The organism is Colwellia sp. BRX8-4, assembly GCF_014077345.1.
In the GTDB taxonomy this organism is placed as follows: Bacteria; Pseudomonadota; Gammaproteobacteria; order Enterobacterales; family Alteromonadaceae; genus Colwellia_A.
Map to the genome: position 1 here is coordinate 124550 of NZ_JACGVS010000006.1, position 22034 is coordinate 146583.

Annotated in this window: 20 protein-coding genes; 13 read left to right on the forward strand and 7 right to left on the reverse strand. The window is 39.2% G+C overall.

The window, feature by feature from the left end; genetic code table 11:
• The first annotated feature begins 218 nt into the window (after window positions 1-218).
• The 4 genes from H4J56_RS07295 to H4J56_RS07310 all read left to right on the forward strand — a co-directional run bounded on the left by H4J56_RS07295 (window position 219) and on the right by H4J56_RS07310 (window position 5972).
• Window positions 219-689: a Dps family protein gene (locus H4J56_RS07295; protein WP_182215235.1), complete on the forward strand. Its 471-nt coding sequence runs from the start codon at window positions 219-221 to the stop codon at window positions 687-689.
• 88 nt (window positions 690-777) lie between these two features.
• Entirely contained in the window at window positions 778-1896 is a 1119-nt protein-coding gene (locus H4J56_RS07300) for an efflux RND transporter periplasmic adaptor subunit (RefSeq protein ID WP_182259109.1), read from the forward strand.
• A gap of 2 nt (window positions 1897-1898) precedes the next feature.
• Window positions 1899-4940 (forward strand): efflux RND transporter permease subunit, encoded by a 3042-nt coding sequence (locus tag H4J56_RS07305; RefSeq protein WP_182259110.1) that lies wholly within the window; start codon window positions 1899-1901, stop codon window positions 4938-4940.
• A 303-nt stretch (window positions 4941-5243) separates the two neighbouring features.
• Window positions 5244-5972, forward strand: a complete 729-nt coding sequence (locus H4J56_RS07310; protein WP_182259111.1) for a PRC-barrel domain-containing protein — start codon at window positions 5244-5246, stop codon at window positions 5970-5972.
• Window positions 5973-6268: 296 nt separating this feature from the next.
• Here H4J56_RS07310 and H4J56_RS07315 read toward each other — a convergent pair whose 3' ends face one another.
• Window positions 6269-6472, reverse strand: a complete 204-nt coding sequence (locus tag H4J56_RS07315) for a hypothetical protein (RefSeq protein ID WP_182259112.1) — start codon at window positions 6470-6472, stop codon at window positions 6269-6271.
• 445 nt (window positions 6473-6917) lie between these two features.
• Between H4J56_RS07315 and H4J56_RS07320 the strand changes: the two genes are divergently transcribed.
• The 3 genes from H4J56_RS07320 to H4J56_RS07330 all read left to right on the forward strand — a co-directional run bounded on the left by H4J56_RS07320 (window position 6918) and on the right by H4J56_RS07330 (window position 9719).
• Window positions 6918-7373, forward strand: a complete 456-nt coding sequence (locus tag H4J56_RS07320; RefSeq protein WP_182215228.1) for a hypothetical protein — start codon at window positions 6918-6920, stop codon at window positions 7371-7373.
• 138 nt (window positions 7374-7511) lie between these two features.
• Window positions 7512-9047, forward strand: coding sequence for a Na+/H+ antiporter NhaC (nhaC, locus tag H4J56_RS07325; RefSeq protein ID WP_182259113.1), 1536 nt, complete (start codon window positions 7512-7514; stop codon window positions 9045-9047).
• Between the two features lie 201 nt (window positions 9048-9248).
• Window positions 9249-9719, forward strand: coding sequence for a low molecular weight protein-tyrosine-phosphatase (locus H4J56_RS07330; protein ID WP_182215224.1), 471 nt, complete (start codon window positions 9249-9251; stop codon window positions 9717-9719).
• 100 nt (window positions 9720-9819) lie between these two features.
• Here H4J56_RS07330 and infA read toward each other — a convergent pair whose 3' ends face one another.
• The 6 genes from infA to ald form a co-directional block, all read right to left on the reverse strand.
• Window positions 9820-10038 carry a translation initiation factor IF-1 gene (gene infA / locus H4J56_RS07335; protein WP_011043571.1) on the reverse strand — a complete coding sequence of 73 codons (219 nt, stop codon included), beginning with the start codon at window positions 10036-10038 and terminating at the stop codon, window positions 9820-9822.
• An 84-nt stretch (window positions 10039-10122) separates the two neighbouring features.
• Window positions 10123-10824, reverse strand: coding sequence for an arginyltransferase (locus H4J56_RS07340; RefSeq protein ID WP_182215222.1), 702 nt, complete (start codon window positions 10822-10824; stop codon window positions 10123-10125).
• A gap of 1 nt (window position 10825) precedes the next feature.
• On the reverse strand, window positions 10826-11476 hold the full coding sequence (aat, locus tag H4J56_RS07345) for a leucyl/phenylalanyl-tRNA--protein transferase (RefSeq protein ID WP_259368169.1): 651 nt from the start codon (window positions 11474-11476) through the stop codon (window positions 10826-10828).
• A 68-nt stretch (window positions 11477-11544) separates the two neighbouring features.
• Complete coding sequence (gene trxB, locus H4J56_RS07350) at window positions 11545-12501, reverse strand: thioredoxin-disulfide reductase (RefSeq protein ID WP_070373538.1); 957 nt, start codon at window positions 12499-12501, stop codon at window positions 11545-11547.
• Window positions 12502-12664: 163 nt separating this feature from the next.
• Window positions 12665-13504, reverse strand: a complete 840-nt coding sequence (locus H4J56_RS07355) for an isopenicillin N synthase family oxygenase (protein WP_182243513.1) — start codon at window positions 13502-13504, stop codon at window positions 12665-12667.
• A gap of 160 nt (window positions 13505-13664) precedes the next feature.
• Entirely contained in the window at window positions 13665-14786 is a 1122-nt protein-coding gene (gene ald / locus H4J56_RS07360) for an alanine dehydrogenase (protein ID WP_070373540.1), read from the reverse strand.
• Window positions 14787-14920: 134 nt separating this feature from the next.
• Between ald and lrp the strand changes: the two genes are divergently transcribed.
• The 6 genes from lrp (at window position 14921) to serS (ending at window position 21907) form a co-directional block, all read left to right on the forward strand.
• Window positions 14921-15403 (forward strand): leucine-responsive transcriptional regulator Lrp, encoded by a 483-nt coding sequence (lrp, locus tag H4J56_RS07365; RefSeq protein WP_182259114.1) that lies wholly within the window; start codon window positions 14921-14923, stop codon window positions 15401-15403.
• Between the two features lie 140 nt (window positions 15404-15543).
• Entirely contained in the window at window positions 15544-18069 is a 2526-nt protein-coding gene (locus tag H4J56_RS07370; RefSeq protein ID WP_220465915.1) for a DNA translocase FtsK, read from the forward strand.
• Between the two features lie 46 nt (window positions 18070-18115).
• Window positions 18116-18808 (forward strand): outer membrane lipoprotein chaperone LolA, encoded by a 693-nt coding sequence (lolA, locus tag H4J56_RS07375; RefSeq protein ID WP_182259115.1) that lies wholly within the window; start codon window positions 18116-18118, stop codon window positions 18806-18808.
• 46 nt (window positions 18809-18854) lie between these two features.
• Entirely contained in the window at window positions 18855-20183 is a 1329-nt protein-coding gene (locus tag H4J56_RS07380) for a replication-associated recombination protein A (RefSeq protein ID WP_182215268.1), read from the forward strand.
• A complete protein-coding gene (crcB, locus tag H4J56_RS07385; protein WP_146800116.1) occupies window positions 20176-20577 on the forward strand; it encodes a fluoride efflux transporter CrcB in 402 nt (133 codons plus the stop codon). Before H4J56_RS07380 ends, crcB begins: the two co-directional genes overlap by 8 nt.
• 49 nt (window positions 20578-20626) lie before the next feature.
• Window positions 20627-21907, forward strand: a complete 1281-nt coding sequence (gene serS / locus H4J56_RS07390; RefSeq protein ID WP_070373544.1) for a serine--tRNA ligase — start codon at window positions 20627-20629, stop codon at window positions 21905-21907.
• The last annotated feature ends 127 nt before the right edge of the window (window positions 21908-22034 follow it).

Genomic DNA, 22034 nt, shown 5'->3' on the forward strand with positions numbered 1-22034 from the left:
TCCATTGTTAGCCGTTAGATATTGTTATAAATCTACAATAACTATCGGCAGGCAACCTAAAGCCAATAGAGTTATCCCCCGTATACTCATCAGCCAAACGTTTTTGGTTCGATATCGCACAGAGCCTAAATCGATAAAGTCGTACACTATGTTTTTGATGGGGCGGCAAAAATCGCCTCCCTATACTGATTTTTTTAATGAAAAAAGGAAAAGTAATTATGAGCACCATTGATATTGGTATTGATGAAAAAGATAGAAGCAAAATCGCTGAAGGATTAAAAAAATTACTAGCAGACTCTTATACGCTTTATTTACAAACACATAACTTTCACTGGAATGTTACGGGGTTGAGGTTTAGAGAGTTACACTTAATGTTTGAGGATCAATATACAGAATTAGCAATTGCTGTAGACGACATTGCAGAACGTATTAGAACGCTTGATGTTGCCGCGCCAGGCACTTATAAAGAATTTTCCAGATTAAGCTCAATCCACGAGGTGGATGGTGTTCCTAATGCCACAGAAATGATTGCAGTATTAACTGTTGGGCATGAAACACTTATAAAGACCGCACGTGACGTTTTAAAAGTGGCTCATCAATTAGACGATGAATCAACGGTATCTCTTGTCTCTGACCGAATGCGAATTCATGAAAAAACATCGTGGATGCTAAGAGCTTCAAATAAGTAGCTTGAGTAATTACCTTTCAATGTTTTGAAATTAAATTCGTTATATATTTCAACGTTATTCACCTATTTTATTTAAAAGGATCACCAGAATGGGCACTTTTTCTCGCTTTGCAATGGCTATTGTTTTACTGCTTGTTTTGCTTGGTGGCGTATTCAGCTACAAGTTCTATCAACTAGAGCAAATAAAGGCGAAGTTCTCGCAGCCACGACCACCTGCGGTTGTTGAAGCCACACAGGTTGTTATGGCTACCTGGCAAACGAGCATTCAATCAATTGGCAGTATTAGGGCTATAAATGGTGTTCGGATCGCTAATGAGATGCCAGGCGTTATAACTGAGGTCTTATTCGAATCGGGTCAGCGTGTTGAAAAAGGTGATATCCTTATTCGCCTGAATAGCGAAATAGAGCAAGCCATACTTAAAAAAAGTAGGGCTGAGGAACAGCTTGCATCGAAGGAGTTTCAACATAACGTCGATCTGATTTCCAAACGAGCTGTTTCACAGTTAGCCTATGATAAAGCTAAGGCTGCGGAAGATTCTGCCAGAGCAAGAGTGCAAGAGGCAGAGGCTCAGCTTGGCAAAAAAGTCATTACAGCACCTTTCAATGGTGTTCTCGGGCTCCGTTTAGCCGACATTGGCCAATATCTATTCGTAGGTACGCCTATCGTTGAAATCAATATGCTTAACCCAATTCTTGTTGAATATACACTTTCTGAAAAAGAGCTGCGAAGTGTTGACATAGGAGACCCTGTTGAAGTCACTGTTGCGGCAAAAGGTTCCGAGGTATTTAAGGGGTCCGTTACCGCTATCAACAGTTCGGTCACACCTGAAACACGCACCGTTAAATTACGTGCTCAGCTTCTTAATTTACAACAAGGACTCAAACCTGGAATGTTTGCTACTGTCAGAACCTTCGCAGAAGGTCCTCGAGAGGTGGTAGCGATTCCAAACACGTCAATATCATTCAACACCTACGGTAACTTTGCCTATGTATTAACAGAAAATTCAGCGGGTCAACTGGTTACTGAGCGCCGAACATTAGAAACAGGTTTTAAACGAGGAAGTATGACAGAAGTTAAGCAAGGACTTGAAGCTGGAGAGCGTATTGTTGCCTCAGGCCTCTTGCGCCTCAGGGCTGGCCAGCAAGTAAAAATCAAGCAGAACGACTCCTCACGCGACCCTGCTTCTGTTAGCACAGGAGTAAAATAGCCATGCGTTTTACAGACATATTCATAAAACGGCCCGTTTTATCCACGGTAGTAAGTTTGCTGATATTACTGGTTGGTGTGCGGTCCATCATGGAAATGGAGATCCGCGAATATCCTTTGCTAGAAAGCACTAAAGTCACGGTTACGACTGCATATCCAGGTGCTAGCAGCGAACTAATTCAGGGGTTTATCACCCAACCTTTGCAACAGGTCATCGCCGAAGCTAAAGGCATCGACTTCTTAAGCTCTTCGAGCACGCAGGGGTTTTCAACAATCGAAGCACAGATGGAACTTAATTACGATGCTAATGACGCGTTAGCCGAGATCCAATCTAAAGTCGCTAGTAAGCGGAACGCATTACCTGTAAACGCTCAAGACCCTGTTATTAATTCGACAACAGGTGAAGGTCGCGCGCTTATGTACATTGCTTTCTTCAGTGAGACTATGCGGGTACCAGAAATCACCGATTATCTTGCTCGTGAAGTACAGCCAAAACTACAGGCACTATCGGGTGTGGGTAAAGCTGAACTTTTAGGACGGCGTTTTGCTCTGAGAGTTTGGTTAGACCCCCAAAGACTTGCTGCGGTTAATCTTACCTCGACCGAGATTGTTCAGACCCTGCGCGAAAACAATTATCTCTCTGGTGTTGGACAAACAAAAGGAGAGTTAATAAAGATTAGTCTTACCAGTAACACTGACGTTTCTAACACTGAACAGTTCAAGAATCTTGTTATCAAATCAACTGAAGACACGATTATTCGTCTCAAGGATGTTGCGAGGGTGGAACTTGGATCGCAAACCTACGAAAACATTGCGTTATACAAAGGAAAACCATCGACATACGTGGCTATTAGCCTCTCTCCTGGCTCAAATCCGCTGTCTGTGGCAGAACGGGTAAAAGAACTTCTACCTGAGATTAAATCTCAACTACCGTCTGGTTTGCTGGTTGAACTGCCTTATGATGCATCAGAATTTATCGACGATTCAATTAATGAGGTCATTAAAACGCTGATCGAGGCAATAGGTATTGTGCTTGTTATTGTGTTTTTGTGTCTTGGTTCCCTTCGCGCTGCCATCATTCCATCACTAGCGGTACCACTCTCACTGATTGGTGGTGCCTTTATAATGCTTGTACTGGGTTTCTCACTCAATTTACTGACATTACTTTCACTTGTTTTGGCCATTGGTTTAGTCGTCGACGATGCGATTATTATTGTCGAAAATATCCATCGTCACATCGTTAATGGTAAGTCAAAGAAGGAGGCTGCGATCATTGGCGCCCGTGAAATGGCAAGTCCAATTATTGCGATGACAATCACGCTGGTTGCTGTTTATGCACCTATTGGCTTTATGGGAGGGCTAGTTGGCTCGCTATTTACTGAGTTTGCTTTCACGCTTGCAGGTGCGGTCGTTATTTCAGGGATCATCGCCTTGACCTTATCGCCTATGCTAGCTAGCAAGGTACTGAAACCTCATGGAGAGTCGTCGCGTTTTGAAAGTACTGTAGAAGACTTGTTTGAAAAGCTAGCCAACCTTTATCAGCGCTCATTGACTATCGTTGTTAAGGCGGTGTCACCTGTGATCATGTTTGCATTGGTTGTTCTCGTGTCGATTTTTTTTATGGTCATGTTAAGTGAGAAAGAGCTGGCACCTACTGAAGATCGTGGCATTATCCTATTTCAGGGCAAAGGACCACAGACAGCTACCCTTGAATACTTGCAAAAGTATGGCGCTGAAATGCAGACAGCGTTTGAGCAGGTGCCAGGCTACGACGAGACATTTATGCTGGTGGGTATGACAAGCTCAGATGCTGTATTTGGTGGTTTCAAAATGAAACCTTGGAGCGAACGTGATATATCGCAGTTCGACATAATGCCTCAACTACAGGCATCTGTGGCAAATATTACTGGTTTAAAAACAGCATTATTTCCGATCCCCTCCTTGCCTGGTTCCAGTGGTGGTTTACCTTTTCAGTTTGTAGTGACTTCAGGGAGTGATTTTAATCAGCTTAACCAGGTGGCAGATGAATTGGTTGTTGCCGCCATGCAAAGTGGCAACTTTACCTTCGTGCAAAAATCAATCGATATCGACAAGCCAGTTACTCGGGTAAAGGTTGACAGAGATCGCGCTGCAGATTTAGGTTTGTCGATGGAAGAAATCGGTCAAGAGCTCAGTAGTATGCTTGGTGGTGGCTATATTAATCGTTTTAATATGGAAGGGCGCTCTTACGAAGTTATTCCTCAGGTTGAGCGTTATGCTAGAGATAGTGAACTGGCAATAAACGATTATTACATCCGCGCTGATTCTGGCGAGTTGGTTCCACTTGGCTCGGTCGTTAATTTCGAACATGATGTTGAACCCTCGTCAAGGACACAATTTAATCAGCTAAATTCGATAACAATTGAAGGTATTCCCGTGCCATCAGTACCCATGGGAGATGCTGTTGGTTTCATGAAAGCCAAGGCTGCTGATATCTTGCCACGCGGCTTTAGCTACGATTTTAAGGGCGAGTCTAGACAATTCGAAAATTCTGGTAGCGCACTAATCGTTACCTTCTTTATATCGTTACTCGTTATCTACCTTGTGCTGGCAGCGCAATTTGAGAGTTGGCGCGATCCACTTATTATACTGGTGTCTGTACCTATGTCTATTGCCGGCGCTATGGCTTTTATTATGCTTGGTTTTGCTTCAATGAATATTTATACGCAAGTGGGCCTGATCACTCTGATTGGTGTAGTCGCAAAAAATGGTATTCTCATCGTGGAATTCGCGAATACTCTACAACAGAGAGGGCGCGACAAACGCGACGCGGTCATTGAAGCGGCTGCGATTCGCTTGAGACCCATTATTATGACGTCGCTGGCACTTATTGTGGCTATGATCCCGCTGTTAATTGCAGTTGGTCCAGGCGCACAGTCGCGCTTTGCGATTGGTATTACTATTGTTGCAGGGCTTGGTATTGGTACTATATTAACACTGTACGTGTTGCCAGCGTTCTACATTGTGCTAGCAAAGAAAATTAAGACGTCAAATCAGGAAACATAAGGACCTCCAACGATAAAGCTATCATCATCTAAGAGTGAACTTTCTTTTTAAGAAAGTTCACGTTGATTGAATCTACCATGATTTATATCTATATCGAGTAGAACAAGGGTATGTACCTGCTACCAATCAAAATGCATGTTTCAGGTGCTTGATTGATAACAGGTATAAATATTATCTCCATGTTTTGGATTGAAAATATCACTGATAAGTGTGTTGACGTACATACGAAAAATAACTGACCGAGTATGATATAAGCCATGACTTTCGAAAATTAAAGCTTAATTAATATAGAAGGGTAGGACAATGTTACGAAGTCTCAATGAACTTATGCGTTTTCAATTACAAGGTATCGACAAAAAAATAGGTCTTTGTAAGGATTTCCTCTTTGACGATAAATTATGGGTAATACGTTACATAGTTCCTGATACTAAAAAGTGGCTCTGTGGAGAACGAAAAATATTAATCAGCACCATCTCACTGCAAAAACCTCAGTGGGAACATTACAAATTCCCTGTTGATTTAACTCAACAAAAAATTAAAAATAGTCCTCCACTTGACGAACACCAGCAAATATCTCATCAATATGAAACTGAATTATTTCAATTCTACGGTTATGCTTACTATTGGATGAACGAAGGATTATGGAGAACTTCTCCTAGTCCCAAACCCTTAGTTGATACAAAGTTATCTAAGGATAATACTCAAGTAAAATCAGAAGATTGGCATTTACATTCAACCAATGATGTTAAGAAATTTGAGATCTATGCGAAAGATCAAAAAATTGGCCATATTAAAGACTTTATTTTAAATGACGATAATTGGACTATTTCGTATATCGTCATAGATACGCGTAATTGGGCACCCGGTGGTCGCAAGGTTTTGATTAGTCATAAATGTATTGAGGCAGTCAATTGGACTGACTGTTATATAACCGTTAATGTAAACGCTGAGAAAATAATGGAAAATCCACCATTCGATCAAGAGCGGTTTATTGACCCAGAAGATGAAAACGAGCTCCGTAAGTATTATTAAAAGTTATTAAAAGTTATTAAACTTTGTTAAGGGTTACCGTTAGCCAAGGTAAATAAGCGTTGGCTAACAAAAATGGATAATATATTACGATACCTTCTCCATTCTTAAACTCTAACGTAGTAATAGGTTAAGTTGCGCGACTATTTCAGACCATAAAGCTGTTTCGTGTCGCTTAACATCGCTGGCTATAGGCGCATTGTTATCAATAAAATTAGATAATCAATAAAATAGAGACTAGCCTTTCTTGTTCCTTGCATCTGGCACTCTTTAAATTGTGATGTTAAGTTTTAATTAATTCATTCGTTTATTGGGCTTTCTTCAATGAGTTTTATTATAGTAGGATTGTTATTTAATTTCGCTAAGTCAATAAGATAGCTTTTTTCAATTGCATGTATTGGCTGCTTTGCTAATAATTCTTTTACTGATTGTGTTTCTCCATTTGCTATGCAAGTTTTTAAAGCCGCAAAGGTCGCGATACTGCGTTCGTTTTCATTGCTCATATTAAATCCCAATAGTTCAGTTTTGTTAAATTAGTTAAGTTATAGGTTACGGCTATTATTTTGCACGGAATGTGAAAATAAATATGTACGCCATCACACAAAACTTAACGGTTTTCTTATCTACAAAGCTACTACCCCCTGTATTGCTATATTCTCAGTAGTCTAGGTTATATTTAAATGTGTATATTAGCGGTATATGTAACATCTCTCCCTTTAGGCTTTTTATAATGCTAAAAATTGATTTTTGTTCTGCTACATCAATTAAGTATGTGCGCTAGCGCACATCTAGCAGGCTGATATTTTGTTACTTTGAGTTGTAAAAATAAATCCTACATGACTAAATTATTCATAAGCAGAAAATTCAAGTGGCGTTGTTTAATTTATAAGTTAATCGTTAGGTTCTTCGAAAATAGGCTCACAAAAATTTAGAATAGGAAGGAAAGTTATGCGTTATCACCAGTTAAGTGAAGTATTTGAACACCTAATAACATTGAATACCGCAACGCTAGCGTTTTATGAGAGAAGTCTTAAAGTGACAGAGCAAGAGCGCGCTAGAATGTTTTTACATTATTTAACAGACAAGCAAAAAGTCAGAAACCAATATTTAATCACCTCATTGATAGAGGCGCCTATTAAAACATTTGAAATGTGGTTCGATGACGATATTGACGAACAATTATTAGTTTATATAGAAACACTAGCGTTAGCTCCTAATGCAAACAGTGAAACAATAACCACTGTAATGCTAGAGGTAAATGAGAAGATAGAAATGTGGTTAAGATCCATTTTACCCTTGATAATTAACAATTACAGTAAAGAGTATCTTCTGGATTTGATCAATAATTTACATCAAAAAAATCAGCAAATAATGCATGGCCTTCAAAGGATGAATGATGTGTGACCCTACCTTTGTTATCCTTTATATCGACGATGTAATGATTCTTTCAAAGCCGTAACAAGTTAAATTGGCCTATTGCTTTACCCATCACGATGACTGTTCTTCAACTAATCTATGAATAACAAAACATGAGGTATTTAAATGAAACGGACAAAAAATGCCAATCCGGGTTTATTACTTGCCTTGACGCCTGTCGTATTAACTCTACTTATTCTTGGGACACAAATATTTTACTTTGGCGTTTTTGAGCCACACATTCCTCTTGCCATTGGTTTAGCCATTACCAGTATTGTTGGCATTAAGTTAGGGCTGAAATGGAAAGATATTGAAAGAGGAATTTTTCACGTTATTCACGTCGCTTTACCTTCAGTGTCTGTTTTAATAACGGTTGGGATGATTATTGGGGTCTGGATTGCTAGCGGTACAGTACCCAGCATTATTTATTATGGTTTAAAGGTCCTTTCGCCTGAAATCTTTCTGGCTGCTGGTATGGTCATTTGTGCTGTTGTTTCACTTTCTCTTGGCACTAGTTGGGCGAGTGTCGGTACGGTTGGTTTAGCCTTAATGGGCATTGGCGAAGGTTTTAACATTCCTGCATATTGGACAGCTGGCGCTGTAGTTTCTGGTGCTTTTTTTGGTGATAAAATTTCACCACTTTCCGACACAACTAATTTGGCCCCTGCAGTGACTGGAACCGATGTTTTTTCTCATATAAAAAATATGATGGCAACGACCATCCCAGCTATGCTCATCGCTCTTATCATCTATTTGTTGGTGGGGTTTTTCGTCATCGACACTCAAAGCATTTCATTTGAAAAAATTGACGCTATAACTAACACCCTAGACGAAAACTTTTATATTTCAGGATGGGTATTATTACCTGCTTTGGTTGTCATGGGTTTAGCGATAAAAAAATATCCCCCTATGCCATCATTATTCGCTGGCGTTGTTGCCGGTGGTGCAACGGCAATGGTTGTTCAGGGGCAGAGTCTGCAATCAATTTTTGATTTTGCCAATAATGGCTACTCAATAAGTACGGGGATTGAAGAAATTGACAGTCTGTTAAATAGGGGGGGCATACAATCGATGATGTGGACTATTTCCTTGATATTAATTGCACTAGGCTTTGGCGGTGCGCTCGAAAAAACAGGTTGTTTGAAGTCAATTATTAATGCTATTAAGAGTAAGGTGAGTAGTTTTGCAGGTATTCAAACAGCGGCGATTGGTACTGCCTTTGCGACTAACCTAGTTGCTGGTGACCCTTACTTATCGATTGCTTTACCGGGACGAATGTACTCACCTGTTTACCGTGGCATGGGTTATTCAACCTTAAATCTATCACGTGGAATCGAAGAAGGTGGAACATTAATGTCTCCCCTTATTCCATGGAATGCGGGTGGTGCATTTGTAATTTCAGCGCTAGGTCTTGGTATTGCTGATGGCAATATAGAAAACCTTTTGTATATCCCCCTTGCTTTTGCCTGTTGGATGGCACCACTTATTGGGATCTTCTATGCTTTTACTGGATTATTCTCACCCAAAGCAACCGAAGAAGAAAGAGAGCATTGGGAATCTTCTGGTGAAGCAATAGCTGAATTTAATGCTAACGGTACACCAAAAGTTGAAGATACTGCGAAAGATGATGTAGATAACAATTCAGTCACGAAAAAGTCATAGTGTTGTTGATATGATTTATTACACCATTGAATTTAGTTTGACGTAAAGTAACTTTCTATCAAGAATTATCCTTTACCTTCTTATAAAAATAGCTCAAGATAGTTTCGTTAAATACACTAACAATACATAAGTCATTGATTTTACTGGTATGAAAACACTAGTGATCAGATGTCAAATACATGGAGATTGGTAACTAAACTTATGAATTATAAAGAAATAAATAGCATTCTGTTTGTCTGCATGGGCAATATTTGTCGTTCGCCAAGTGCTGAGGCGGTCTTTCGTCATAAAGTTAAAGAAAAGGGTATTTCTTTAACGATAGATTCTGCGGGTACAACGGGCTCTCATGCGCGTGAAAAGCCCGATCATCGTGCGCAAAAGATAGGTACTGAACGTGGCTACTCATTTGACAAAATTAAAGCACGTAAAGTTATTGTTGAAGATTTCACCAAATTTGATTTAGTCTTAGCGATGGACGAGCAAAATGTTAAAGAGCTTAAAAAGTTAGCACCAGAGCATTTACATGAAAAGATTCAATTATTTTTAGAATATGCAGATAATTTTGAAGAACGAGAAGTACCTGATCCATATTATGGTGGGGCGAGGGGATTTAAGTTTGTCTTAGATTTAGTTGAAGATGCTAGCGACGGCTTATTAAAAAAGCTGGCTTAATCGTCAATGATTGAATGTTAGGTTTAAGGATCTAAAACTAAAGCAATAAAAAAGCCCTGTGAATATTATTCACAGGGCTTTTAGCTTTATAGGGTCTTAATTATCTAGCACGGAAAATAATACGGCCTTTAGATAAATCATACGGTGTCAATTCAACCGTTACTTTATCACCCGTTAATATGCGAATGTAGTTCTTACGCATTTTTCCTGAAATATGTGCCGTAACAACATGACCATTTTCTAGTTCAACGCGGAACATAGTATTTGGTAAGGTATCAAGAACCGTACCTTGCATTTCAATATTTTCTTCTTTCGCCATTGGGCGCTAAACCTCTAAAGTTGTGCATAAACAAAAATCTGGGCAGATGATGCCGAAAACAGGCCGGAATGTAAAGCTATAGTGTTATTTATTTACTGTTTGCCATCTGTTTTCTATCAATACTTGATGTGGGTAATAACGATCCTTGTAGTTCATCTTTTTGCAGTCATCAATTTGGTAACCCAGATAAAGAAAGTTCTTCTGCCTATCTTTTGCTAAATACACTTGCTGCAAAATAGAAAACACGCCTAAGCCGTGCTTATTATAATCCGGATGATAAAAGGTATATACGGCTGATAGAGCATCTTTTAGTACATCGGTTACTGCAACACTAATAAGTTGATTATCATGCCAAATTTCAAGGTAGAGCTGCTCTGTGACATTACAACGGATAAAACTATTGTATTGATCGTTTGTCGCGGGGAACATTGAGCCATCGGTATGTAAAGTATTGATGTAATTTTCGTACAGCGGGTAATAAATAGCTTTTTTTTCAGTTGAAATGTTAATAGTAAATAGGTTATTTTTCTTTATATTTCGTTTTTGACTTTTAGATAACAAAAATTCCTTAACTAAGACCCGCAGAGATTTGCATGCAGAGCAAAGTTCACAATGAGGTCGGTATATCTGATCACCACTGCGTCTAAAGCCTTGTGACATTAACCAACCATAATGTTCACTGTTATGTAAACGTTCATCGGTTGCAATCAGTAAACGTTCTTCTTGGTTGGGCAAGTAGTTACAAGGAAACGAACCGGTAATGCCTAACTGAAAATTTGTGCTCATACTAAGGCTCTTCTGTCAGTTGGCGGGGTAGCCAAAAATCCGGTGGAAATGAAACCGTTAATGCTTTTGCTTTCAATGTCATAAACTGCGAGCGTGAAACCTCAATACAGCCCATGTCTTCTAAAAAAGGGTTGAGCATTTGGCAGTCAATTAATGGAATGTTTTGGCCTTTTAATAAAGCATTTAAATAAACTAATGCGATTTTAGAGCCATTGCTTTTTCGATAAAACATTGATTCTCCAGAAAAGCTGCCATTAATTGCCACGCCATATAAACCGCCGGCCAATTCACCATCCATCCACACTTCTATCGAATGTGCGACACCATTGTCATGCATTTGTTGATAAGCCGCTAACATATCATCAACTATCCAAGTATCTTCCTTACGAAAGGGAGCGTCGGCACAATAATGAATAACACGGTCAAAGGCTTGATTTAAGGTTACGGTGAAGTTCTGTTGTTTTAATACTTTTCGCAAGGTGCGATTAATACGTAATTGGTCGGTTAGGATAATACCACGCGGATCTGGGCTCCACCACATAATGGCTTCGCCAGCACTGTACCAAGGAAAGACACCACTTCGATAGGCCGACTTTAATCGCGCTACAGATAAATCACCACCAAAAGCAAGTAAGCCATTAGGTTCAATCAACGCATGCTTTAAGGGTGGAAATGCCAGATCATCGACATCGAGTAATGCGACAATCTGGTTTTTAATGACTAAGAGCCTTTAGCGTCTAAGTAACGTTCTGCATCAAGGGCTGCCATACAACCAGCTCCAGCAGAGGTAATTGCTTGACGATAAATATGGTCAGCTACATCACCCGCGGCAAAAACACCTTCAACACTGGTCTGTGTTGCATTACCGTTAGTGCCACTTTGTATCGTTAAGTAGCCATCTTTCATCGCTAATTGGTCGTTGAAAATATCAGTGTTTGGCTTATGACCAATCGCAATAAAACAACCCATAACGTCAATATCTTTAGTCGTGTCAGATTGCGTTTCTTTTAAACGTACACCAGTAACACCCATTTTATCGCCTAACACTTCATCTAAGGTTTGATTTAAGTGTAAGGTAATATTGCCGTTTTTAACTTTTTCGTATAAACGGTCAGTTAAAATCTTTTCAGAGCGAAAAGTTTCACGACGATGCACTAAGTGAACTTCAGAGGCAATGTTTGATAAATATAACGCTTCTTCAACAGCGGTATTACCACCGCCAACAACAGCAACTTTTTGGTTGCGGTAAAAGAAACCATCACAGGTAGCACAGGCTGAAACGCCTTTACCCATAAATGCTTCTTCTGAAGGTAAACCTAGGTATTGTGCAGAAGCACCCGTACAAATGATAAGTGCATCACAAGTATAGCTCATGCTATCGCCTTTTAAGGTAAAAGGGCGTTTCGAAAAGTCAACTTCATTGATATGGTCAAAAATAATCTCGGTATCAAACTTTTCTGCATGCTTTTGCATACGATCCATTAATGCTGGACCCGTAAGGTCATCGGCATCACCAGGCCAGTTTTCAACTTCAGTGGTCGTTGTTAATTGACCCCCTTGCTGCATGCCAGTGATCATCACTGGTTTTAAATTTGCGCGTGCGGCATAAACTGCAGCAGTGTAACCAGCTGGACCTGATCCTAAAATGAGTAACGGGCAATGTCTTGCTTCGCTCATGAATGACTCCAAAGATTGATAAAAAGTATAATTATAAGGTATTAGTTGGGAGTTTAAGCAAAGAACTCAAGAGGGTAAATTAATTTTTTGATAAAAATTTCTATGAGTGCAATATTAAATGTACAGTGATGGCATATAAACCCTTATACACCACCACTCATCGCTATTTTACGCCAAGCTCTTTTAATCTTTCTAATAAGTAGCTTTTTTGAGTATGTCGTTCAGACAAGACGACTTCGTCTCGTGGATGAAGAAACAACGGCAATGATATTCTAGACTTTTTACTGGCCTTACCTGAAGGATTAATAACCCGATGGCTGGTAGATGGGAAATATCCACCTGAGGCTTCTTGCAACATATCACCAATATTAATAATTAAACTGCCAAAATCACTCGGAACGTCAATCCAAGACCCGTCTTGCTTTTGTACTTGCAGACCGGGTTCATTTGCTGCCGGTAATATGGTTAATAAATTAATATCTTCGTGAGCAGCGGCTCTGACTGCACCCGGTTCTTCATCTCCACTTAGGGGAGGGTAATGCAAAATTCGTAATAAGGTATTCGGCGTGTCTTTAATCATATTAGAAAGTTTTTCTGAATATTTTGATGATACATTTTCTGGGCTGTATTTTTCTACCCAATCAAGAAGCTCAGCAGCAAGATCAGAAGCATTCTTATAATAAGTAAGAATTTCTTCTTTTAGTTGCTCGGGGATCCTGCCCCAAGGATAAACATGAAAATATTCTTTTATATCTTTTTTAGCATGGCCTTTAGCCGTTTCTGATATTTCGGTTGAAAAGTAGCCATCTTGTTTCTTTGGATCAAAGCTTAATTCACGCTTTTCTTCAGTGCTAAAGTATTCATACCAATTTTTATAAATTGATTCAACAAGCTCTTGCTGAATTGGATGATTTATTAACACACCGAAACCAGTTTCTCTTAAGCTTTGAACAAATAATTTTCCAGCATCTTTATCTTGATAATCGATTACTTGAATTTGCATGATTGATTTCCTCTATATTATTTTTTTCATGTTTATTTGAATATAACATAACCTAACCAAATGGTCAGCTTTTAGATTTATTCTAAAAAAAACCTCTATTAAAAATATAACAGAGGTTTATTGTTTTTATGTAGAACTCACAAAGTATTATTTTCAGTCGTTATAAAGTCGCTATAGCCACTTCAGGTGGTATGTAGTCGTAGCCTAAAACTTCAGCAACAGGTTGGTAAGTGATTTTTCCGCCTAATACGTTTAAACCATTCATTAAGTGTACGTTGTCAAGCATGGCTTGTTTTGCACCCTTATTAGCAAGCATTACCGCAAATGGCATGGTTGCATTAGTTAATGCCATTGTTGATGTGCGTGCTACGCCACCTGGCATGTTAGCTACACAGTAATGTACTACGTCGTCAACAACATACGTTGGGTCTTGATGAGTTGTTGCTTTTGATGTTTCAAAACAACCGCCTTGGTCAATCGCAACATCAACAACAACAGCACCTTTTTTCATCATTTTGATGTGGGCTCTTGTTACTAATTTAGGTGCAGCTGCACCTGGAATTAAGACCGCGCCTATGACTAAGTCAGCTTCAACAATCAATTGGTCCATCGCATCGGCAGTAGAGTAAACTGTTTTTAAACGGCCATCAAATTCAGTATCTAATTGACGTAGACGGGGTAATGAACGATCTAATATCGTTACATCAGCGCCCATACCTATTGCCATACGAGCAGCTTGAGTACCAACAACACCGCCACCTATAATTAATACTTTCGCAGGAGCAACACCAGGAACACCACCTAATAAAGCACCTAAACCGCCTTGTGCTTTTTCAAGCGCATGAGCACCTGCTTGAATAGACATACGGCCAGCGACTTCAGACATTGGCGCTAATAAAGGTAAACCACCTTGAGCAGAGGTTACCGTTTCGTAGGCAATACAGGTTGCGCCAGAAGCAACTAATAATTCAGTTTGCTTAGCATCGGGTGCTAAATGTAGGTAAGTAAATAGTATTTGACCTGGGCGTAGCATTTTACACTCGTCAGGTTGTGGCTCTTTTACTTTTATTATCATGTCAGCGGTTGCAAAAATTTCTGCCGCCGTGTTTATAATTTTGGCACCGGCTGCTATATATTGCTCGTTTTCAAAACCAATAGATTCGCCGCCGTTATTTTCAACAATCACTTCATGACCATTAACCGTTAGCTCATTAACGCCTGCTGGAGTTAAGCCTATACGGTACTCATGGTTTTTAATTTCTTTAGGAACACCAATAATCATAATCGTCTCACCTGTTAAATGTTTTTATATTATTTGCGGCTATTATAATGCGTTATTCTCGAATTAACCTATCGTAATATTTTATAAATCGATATATAATCCTGTTATATCTCGAAAATGTAGTGTTTTATATAATGTTGTCGTCTCAAAGCAAAAGTATTGATCGCATCGATCGTAATATTCTCGTTGAGCTACAAAAGAATGCTCGTATATCCAATATAGAGTTGTCTAAAAGAGTAGGGCTAAGTCCAACACCATGTTTAGAAAGGGTTAAGCGATTAGAAAAAGAGAAGTATATCAAAGGCTACCAAGCGATATTAAACCCCCAAAAGCTTGAAGCTGCATTACTTGTATTAGTGGAAATAACCTTAACCAAAACCAGTCCTGATGTTTTTGATGATTTTTCTAGGGCGGTCCATGACCTTGATGTTATACAAGAGTGTCATTTAGTGTCTGGAAACTTTGACTTTTTACTTAAAACCCGCGTTGCAGACATGGTCGCCTATCGAGAATTACTAGGTGATACTTTACTTCGTTTGCCCTCAGTAAGCGAAAGTAGAAGTTATGTTGTTATGGAAGAGGTTAAATCGACTAATTTTCTACCGATTAAACGTTAATAACATCATTGAGCTCAAGTAAGTGATTTAAACATTTAACTCCTTACAATAGTTTGTTATTTTACTGTATATAAACATACCCGTATTACTGCAACTTGAGTGGTATGGCTATAAAATAGTTATTAACTCGGTTTATTATATTGTCTACAGAATCTCCTACTCAAAGTAAATTAAATGGTGTGCAACGATTACTAGAAGCTGGTTTGTTGGTTTCTTTTCTTTTTGCCATGTTTATTATGTTAGCGCTATTTAGCTTTAACCCCGCTGATCCTGGTTGGTCTCAAAGTGGTTATCAAACACCTATTCGTAATTTAGGCGGTGCTGTTGGCGCTTATATTTCTGACCTACTGTTAAACTTATTTGGTTTTATTTCTTATAGTCTACCCTTTGTTACTGCAATAACAGGGTGGTTATTGTTTCAAAAATATCATCGCTTAATTCAATTAGATTACTTAACCTTAGGGTTAAAGTGTATTGGCTTTATTCTTTTTTATATTGGTATAACATCAATTGCCAGTATGAATTTTGATGATGTCTTTTACTTTTCAGCCGGTGGTATTATTGGTGACGCGTTAAGTCAAACGGTGCTGCCTTATTTTTCTTTTGTCGGTAGTACTTTATTATTCTTGACCTTTCTCCTCTCTGGTTTTGTGCTACTAACCGGTTTCTCATTGATCGCCTTTATTGATAAAACCGGTGCTTATACAATACTATTCGCCCAATATTTATTAACGATACCTCAAAAACTACAAGCCTACTTCACTGCATTGAAGACTGAAAAAGTAAAAAAACAAGTATTGGTTAGTACTGTTGAGAAAAAAGAACAGCCAGAGGCTTTACCTGAGCTAACTGAAAAACAACCGGTAAGTTTTCAAGTAGATGAAAATCTAGTGGATGAAAACGAAGAGCTACATCATGCTTTTGATGCAATAAATGAACAAGAATATGAAGACATTATTGCACCGAGTAAAAAAGATCTTTCTTTTGATCTCGAAGAGGACATCGAGCACTTTGTTGCAATAGATGACCTTATCGGTGAACCACTCGCTTTTAATGTTCAAGAACATGTTAGCGATGATGAAATAACGGCTGCCTTTGAGAAAGTTGATCCAATCAATGTTGAAGAACCGATAAAGGTCACCGTAAAAAGAGATAGCGCAACTTACCAAGGACTACCGGGGCTTGATTTATTAGATCGCCCCAACCGGACTGAAAACCCTATTGACGAGAAAGAGCTTGAATTAGTCAGTCGACTAGTTGAGGAAAAACTCTTAGAGTTTGGTGTAAAAGCTGAAGTCGTTGGTGTTTATCCCGGACCTGTTATTACCCGTTTCGAGTTAAATTTAGCGCCAGGTGTTAAAGCCAGTAAAGTAAGCGGTTTGTCGCAAGATATTGCCCGTTCCTTATCTGCTAAAAGTGTCCGAGTCGTTGAAGTTATTGAAGGTAAATCTGTCATTGGTGTTGAGTTACCCAATAAATATAGAGAAACGGTGTATTTTACTGATGTCATTTCTGCCCCGGCATTTGCTGCATCAAGATCCCATTTAGCCATGGCGATTGGTAGCGATATTTCAGGTAAACCCGTGATAGCCGATCTAGCCAAGATGCCTCATTTATTAGTAGCAGGAACAACAGGCTCAGGTAAGTCAGTTGCGGTTAATACCATGATTGTCAGTATATTGTATAAATCCACACCTGAAGATGTGCGGATGATAATGATCGACCCCAAACAAGTTGAACTCTCTGTTTATAACGGTATTCCACATTTGTTAGCTGAAGTGGTTACCGACATGAAAGAAGCGGCTAACGCGCTGCGCTGGTGTGTCGGTGAAATGGAACGTCGCTATAAACTTATGTCGTCTCTGGGTGTACGTAACCTTAAGGGCTACAATGAAAAAGTGCTTAATGCTATTGAAGCTGGAGAGCCGTTAATCGATCCTACTTGGCAACCTAATGATGCTTTTACGCAAACGCCGCCTTTGTTAGAAAAATTGCCTGCGATTGTTATACTCGTTGACGAATTTGCCGATATGATGATGGTTGCAGGTAAAAAAGTCGAAGAACTTATTGCGCGTATTGCTCAAAAAGCCCGAGCGGCGGGTATGCATTTAATTTTAGCGACTCAACGTCCCTCAGCGGATGTAATTACCGGTTTAATTAAAGCAAATATTCCAACTCGTATGGCACTGCGAGTACAATCAAGAATGGAGTCACGTATTATTCTTGACCAACAAGGTGCTGAACAGCTGTTAGGCATGGGAGATATGTTTTATTTACCGCCTGGCGAGGCTGTTTCTGTGCGTGTTCACGGCGCTTTTGTTAACGATGACGAAGTACATGCTGTTGTTGCCGACTGGAAGTCTCGTGGCGAACCTAATTATGTTGAAGAAATATTGTCAGGTGATACTGATAATGAAATTTTATTACCCGGAGAGCAAGCCGAAGCCGATGAAGCGGTTGAACTGGATACCTTGTATGACGAGGCGGTTGAATTTGTCACTAAAGGTCGACGTGTCTCCATATCAAGTGTGCAACGTAAATTTAGAATTGGTTATAACCGTGCAGCACGTATTGTTGAAGATATGGAAAACCAAAGTGTGGTAAGTTCACCAGGCCATAACGGTGCCCGTGAAGTATTGGCACCACCACCTGTAAGAGATTTGTAGGTGTTATTTTCCCCGACTTATGTAGTCAAGTTATAAGGATAACTGAATGAATTTTTCCCTAAAAAAAACAGCACTTTTATCATTTTTTTCTGTTGTTGTATTAAGCAGTGCAAGTACCTCCGTTTTTGCTTTGCCGTTCGATGAACCGACCAATGTTATAGATAAGCAAAGCAACGATGCTCTAATCATTAAAAGTAATTTAATACAAAAATTAGCAAAACTTGAATATTTTACGGCGAATTTTAACCAGCAAGTTCTGGATGCCGAAGGTAATGAGTTACAAAACGCTTTGGGCACTCTAGCGGTTAAAAAACCTAACTTAGTACACTGGAAAACGGCAGAACCAGATGAGTCATTAATCGTTTCAGATGGTGATACCTTATGGTTTTTTGACCCGTTTGTAGAGCAGGTTAGTGCTTATCTTTTAGAAAAAGCGTTACTCAACACCCCCATTTTATTATTAACAAGCAGCGATCCAACACTATGGCAACATTATAGTGTTAGCTCAACCGATGAAAACAATTACCTCATTCATGCTAATGATACTAATGCCCAAGTGAAGACGTTAGAATTACGTTTTAAGAAAAATAGTAATATGCTTACCAGCTTTACTATTTTAGACGCAACAGGGCAGTTAAGCCTGTTTAAGCTTTCACAGTTTGACCAAGTAACTGTTCCCAAAAGTGCACTATTTACCTTTAAAATACCCGAAGGTGTTGAGTTAGATGATCAACGCTAACGACGACGCTAATGGCTCTTTACCTTTAGATTTCGCTGATGAAGGAATGATTAAAACTGACAATGACGATGATCAGTTTCAACCATTAGCGGCCAAACTTCGCCCTAAAACATTAGCCGATTATCAAGGTCAACAACATATCTTATCGCCAGGTATGCCGTTAACGATCGCGATTGAGCAGGGGAAGTGTCATTCTGTTATCTTTTGGGGGCCGCCGGGTACAGGCAAAACCACCTTAGCAGAAATTATCGCTAGTCATGCAAATGCCGAGGTTGAACGCTTATCGGCGGTAACCTCGGGTATTAAAGATATACGTCAAGCAATAGATAATGCTAAGCAACGTTTACTTCGCCATAAAAAACGCACCGTGTTATTTGTTGACGAAGTTCACCGTTTTAATAAAGGACAGCAAGACGCTTTTTTGCCTTTTATTGAAGATGGCACCATTATTTTTATTGGCGCGACCACTGAAAATCCCGCTTTTGAACTTAACCAAGCGGTTTTATCACGTGCACGTGTTTATACTTTAAAAAAGTTAACGCGTGATGATTTATCAATTATTTTAACGCGCGCTTGTGAAAATCAGCAAAACAGCAAAAACATTAAGATATATATTGCCGATAATGCCCAGCAGCAATTATTAACCTTGGCTAATGGCGATGCACGACGTCTATTGAATGTCTTTGAAAACTGCGTTGATATTCTGTCAGGATCCAAAATCACCATTACTTTAGAAACTGTTGTACAAGTAGCGGGCAATAAAATTGCTTTATACGATAAGGGTGGTGATGCCTTTTATGATTTAATCAGTGCTTTTCATAAATCTGTGCGCGGTAGCTCTCCTGATGCCGCACTTTATTGGTACGCGAGAATATTAGCAGGGGGCGGAGATGCACTTTACGTCGCCCGTCGGCTGTTAGCGATCGCCAGTGAAGACATTGGTAATGCCGACCCTAGAGCAATGCAACTCGCTATTAATGCTTGGGATACTTTTCAGCGTGTCGGACCTAGTGAAGGTGAGCGAGCTATAGCTCAAGCAACTGTATACATGGCTTTAGCACCGAAAAGTAATGCCGTATATATGGCTTTTAACCAGGCCAAAGAGCTTGCTAAAAATACTGCAGAGCTCGACGTCCCCTTCCATTTAAAAAATGCCACCAGTAGTATTACTAAAGAACTCGGTCATGGCAGCGAATATAGGTACGCTCATAATGAAGATAATGGCTTTGCTGCAGGAGAAAATTATTTTCCTGAATCCTTGCAACATACCTCGCTTTATCAACCAACAGACCGTGGCTTGGAAAAACAGTTAAAAGATAAACAAAATTTTCTCAATGAATTAAATAACCAAAGTAATAATAAACGTTATGACTAATACCATTAGTACCTTTTCATTATATCTATTTGTAGCACTTGGCGGAGCGTGTGGGGCAAGTCTACGCTTTTATTTTTCGCAATTAATATTGAATTGGCTCGGAAAAGGTTTCCCTTTTGCGACATTGGCGGTTAATATTTCCGGTTCATTGATCATGGGTACCTTATATGGTCTTATTGAAAATGGTGTAATTGAAGTAAGTGTCTACCGAACCCTAATAGGTATCGGGTTTCTAGGAGCTTTCACCACATTTTCAACCTTTTCATTGGATACACTTTTGTTAATGCAACAAGGTGAATTCCTAAAAGGCATGATAAATATATTACTTAATGTCAGCTTATGTGTTTTTGCTGCTGGTATTGGGCTGTACTTAGTAACTTATGCGACTAAGTAAGCAGAGCTAAAATAAATAAACAACCACTTAACTTGTAGATGTGAATAAAATGCTTGATCCAAAATTATTTAGAAATGATATCGAAGCCACTGCGGCACAATTAGCGAAACGTGGCTTTTCTTTAGATACTGCGTTATTAATCGATTTAGAAGAGCAACGAAAAGCTTTTCAGATCAAAACCCAAGAATTACAAAATCAACGCAATACCCGTTCAAAATCTATTGGCCAAGCTAAAGCGCGTGGAGAAGATATTCAGCCATTATTAGCTGAAGTGAGTCAATTAGGTGCTGATCTAGATGCTGCCAAAATTGAACAAGATGATGTGCTTGCTAAAATTGATGATATTCTTTCGGCGGTACCAAATTTAATCGACCATTCAGTCCCAGACGGGGCAAGTGAAGATGATAATGTTGAAATTAAACGCTGGGGAACACCCCGTGTCTTTGATTTCGAAGTTAAAGATCATGTTGATGTTGGTGCTGGTATTGGCAACGGTTTAGATTTTGAAAGTGGTGCTAAACTTGCGGGAACACGTTTTGCGGTTTTACGTGGCCAAATTGCTAAAATGCACCGTGCGCTTGCACAGTTAATGCTTGATGTTCATACCGAAGAGCATGGTTATCAAGAAATGTACGTGCCTTATTTAGTGAATCAAGATTCACTTTATGGCACAGGACAGTTACCTAAATTTGGTGAAGATTTATTTCACACTGATTTAAGTAATAAAAAATTCTCTTTGATCCCAACGGCTGAAGTCCCTTTAACAAATTTATTAAGAAATGAAATTGTAGAAGAGGCAGAGTTACCTATTAAGATGTGCGCGCATACCCCATGTTTTAGAAGTGAAGCCGGTTCAGGTGGTCGTGATATTCGCGGTCTAATTCGCCAGCATCAGTTTGATAAAGTTGAAATGGTGCAGATTGTTAAGCCAGAAGATTCATTTACCGCGTTAGAAGCCTTAACAGGTCATGCTGAAAAAATTCTTGAAAGATTAGAATTACCTTACCGTACCGTTATTTTATGTACGGGTGATATTGGTTTTAGTGCAACTAAAACATTCGATATCGAAGTATGGTTGCCTGCACAAAATACTTACCGTGAAATCTCTTCTTGTTCTAACATGGGCGACTTTCAAGCTCGCCGCATGCAAGCACGATTTAGAAGCAGTGAAACGAAGAGACCTGAATTATTGCACACCTTAAATGGCTCTGGCTTAGCGGTTGGTCGTACATTAGTCGCTATTTTAGAAAATTACCAACAAGCTGACGGCAGTGTAAAAATTCCAACAGCATTACAACCTTACATGAATGGTTTAACACAGATAGGCTAACGCTACTTGTTAACCTTCCTCTATTAATAGCAATAAAAATCCAATACCTAGGTATTGGATTTTTTTTGTTTTAATTTGAATTTTTAATCTGGTGATCGGGTCTATAAATATAACTATTTCGTTATTA